Source organism: Arthrobacter sp. Y3225116, assembly GCF_059091245.1.
In genome coordinates, this window is sequence record NZ_JBNHGL010000399.1 from 1 (window position 1) to 1,659 (window position 1,659).

Sequence of the window (1,659 nt, forward strand, 5' to 3'; positions counted from 1 at the left end):
GCCGCCGTCGTCCGCCCCGGCTCCGGCGCGGATAGCCGCGGAGACCGGCGTGCACCACCCGGACGAAGAATTCGCGGCGACCCGGGTCCGCACGGTGGCCCCGCCGGCGGGCCCCCTCACCATTACCTTCGACGACGGGCGCGATGTGGTACTTGAAACGACGGCCCTGATCGGGCGCAACCCGGCCGCAGGCGCCGGCGAGGTCATTGACCAACTGATCGATTTCGCGGACATGGGACGTTCCGTCTCCAAGACCCATCTGCTGCTGCGGGTCGACGGCGGCACCGTCTGGGTGACGGACCGCAACTCCACCAACGGGACCGCGGTGACCGGCGGCGACGGCATCCGCCGTCAGCTAACCCCCGGGGATCCCGTGGCGGCGCAACCCGGCGCGACCGTCGAGTTCGGCGACCGCAGCTTCATCATCGGACGGGCATGAGTACGGCGTCGGGAGCGGAACCCATCCGGCTCACTGTCGGTGCCGGGTCCGACCGCGGGTTGCGGCGGCAGCTTAACGAGGACGCGTATCTGGCCGACGGGACGCTGTTCGCGGTCGCCGACGGCATGGGCGGACACGAGGCGGGCGAAGTGGCCAGCCGCATTTGCGTGGAGACGATGCGCGACTACGTGGCCAGCCACGAACTCGGCGCGCACGAGCTGGAACAGCTGATCGGCCGGGCGGACGCGCGGATCAGGGTGGCCGCGGCCTCGCGGGCGGGCACCACGGTGTCCGGGGCCGCGCTGGTCTCCGAACGCGGCGTGCTCTATTGGTTGGTGTTCAACGTCGGCGATTCCCGCACCTACCGGCTCAGCCACGGCAAACTCGTCCAGATCAGCGTCGACCACTCCGAAGTGCAGGAACTGCTCGAGGCCGGACAAATCACCGCCCAGGAAGCCCTGGTGCACCCCCGCCGGCACGTCATTACCCGGGCGCTGGGCACCGGCGAAGATAACCAGCCGGATTTCTGGATGGTGCCCGTGGAACCGGGGGACCGGATCATGATCTGCTCCGACGGGCTGACCTCGGAGGTCAGCGACGACCACATCTACGCCATCCTCACCTCCGTGTCCGGTCCCCAGGACGCGGTCGATGCGCTGATCCAGGCCGCGCTGCGCTCCGGCGGGCGCGACAACATCACCGTGGTCGTCGTTGATGCCGCCGGTCCCGCAGGCGACGCCGAGGACGCCTCGACCGCCCCGCGGCAGGAGGATACGACGACGCTGCCCCGGCTGGATGCTCCGGAACAGGCAGCCGCCGAGGAAGACGCCTGATGGCCGGCACGACGTACAGCCCCGGGCCTTGGCTGGGGCTGGTCAGCGGCGGCACGGCGGTGCTTCTCGAACCCGGCGCCCCCGAGGACCTGGTGCAGCAGTTGTGGCAGGCGCTGGAGTCCGGCGCCACGCTGGAAACGTTGCTCGGAACCGTGGTCTCCGGGTACGGCGCCAACCTGTCGGCCATGCCGCAATTCGGCATCGTCTCCTGCTCCGGCGGCATCCACGCGGTGCTCCGCGGCGACGTGGTGGTATCCGCGGACCCGGACGGGCAGGAACTGAGCGGACGCGGTGTCTCCAGTTGGACCGAGGGACGGCTGCCGGCCGGCAGCGTGGCCATAGCGGCCGGGCCAAACGGCTCCCACGCCGAAGGCCGGCCGGGACCGT

2 protein-coding genes and 1 pseudogene are annotated in these 1,659 nt (G+C 70.7%); all 3 read left to right on the forward strand.

Annotation, left to right across the window (positions count from 1 at the left end; translation table 11 throughout):
- The coding region (locus tag AC5RV2_RS17765) for an FHA domain-containing protein (protein ID WP_494093424.1) at positions 1–439 on the forward strand (439 nt) is incomplete at its 5' end.
- Positions 436–1,272 carry a PP2C family protein-serine/threonine phosphatase gene (locus AC5RV2_RS17770; RefSeq protein WP_494093425.1) on the forward strand — a complete coding sequence of 279 codons (837 nt, stop codon included), beginning with the start codon at positions 436–438 and terminating at the stop codon, positions 1,270–1,272. The genes AC5RV2_RS17765 and AC5RV2_RS17770, both read left to right, overlap by 4 nt.
- Positions 1,272–1,659: pseudogene (locus tag AC5RV2_RS17775) on the forward strand (hypothetical protein); the annotation flags it as partial. The gene AC5RV2_RS17770 and the pseudogene AC5RV2_RS17775, both read left to right, overlap by 1 nt.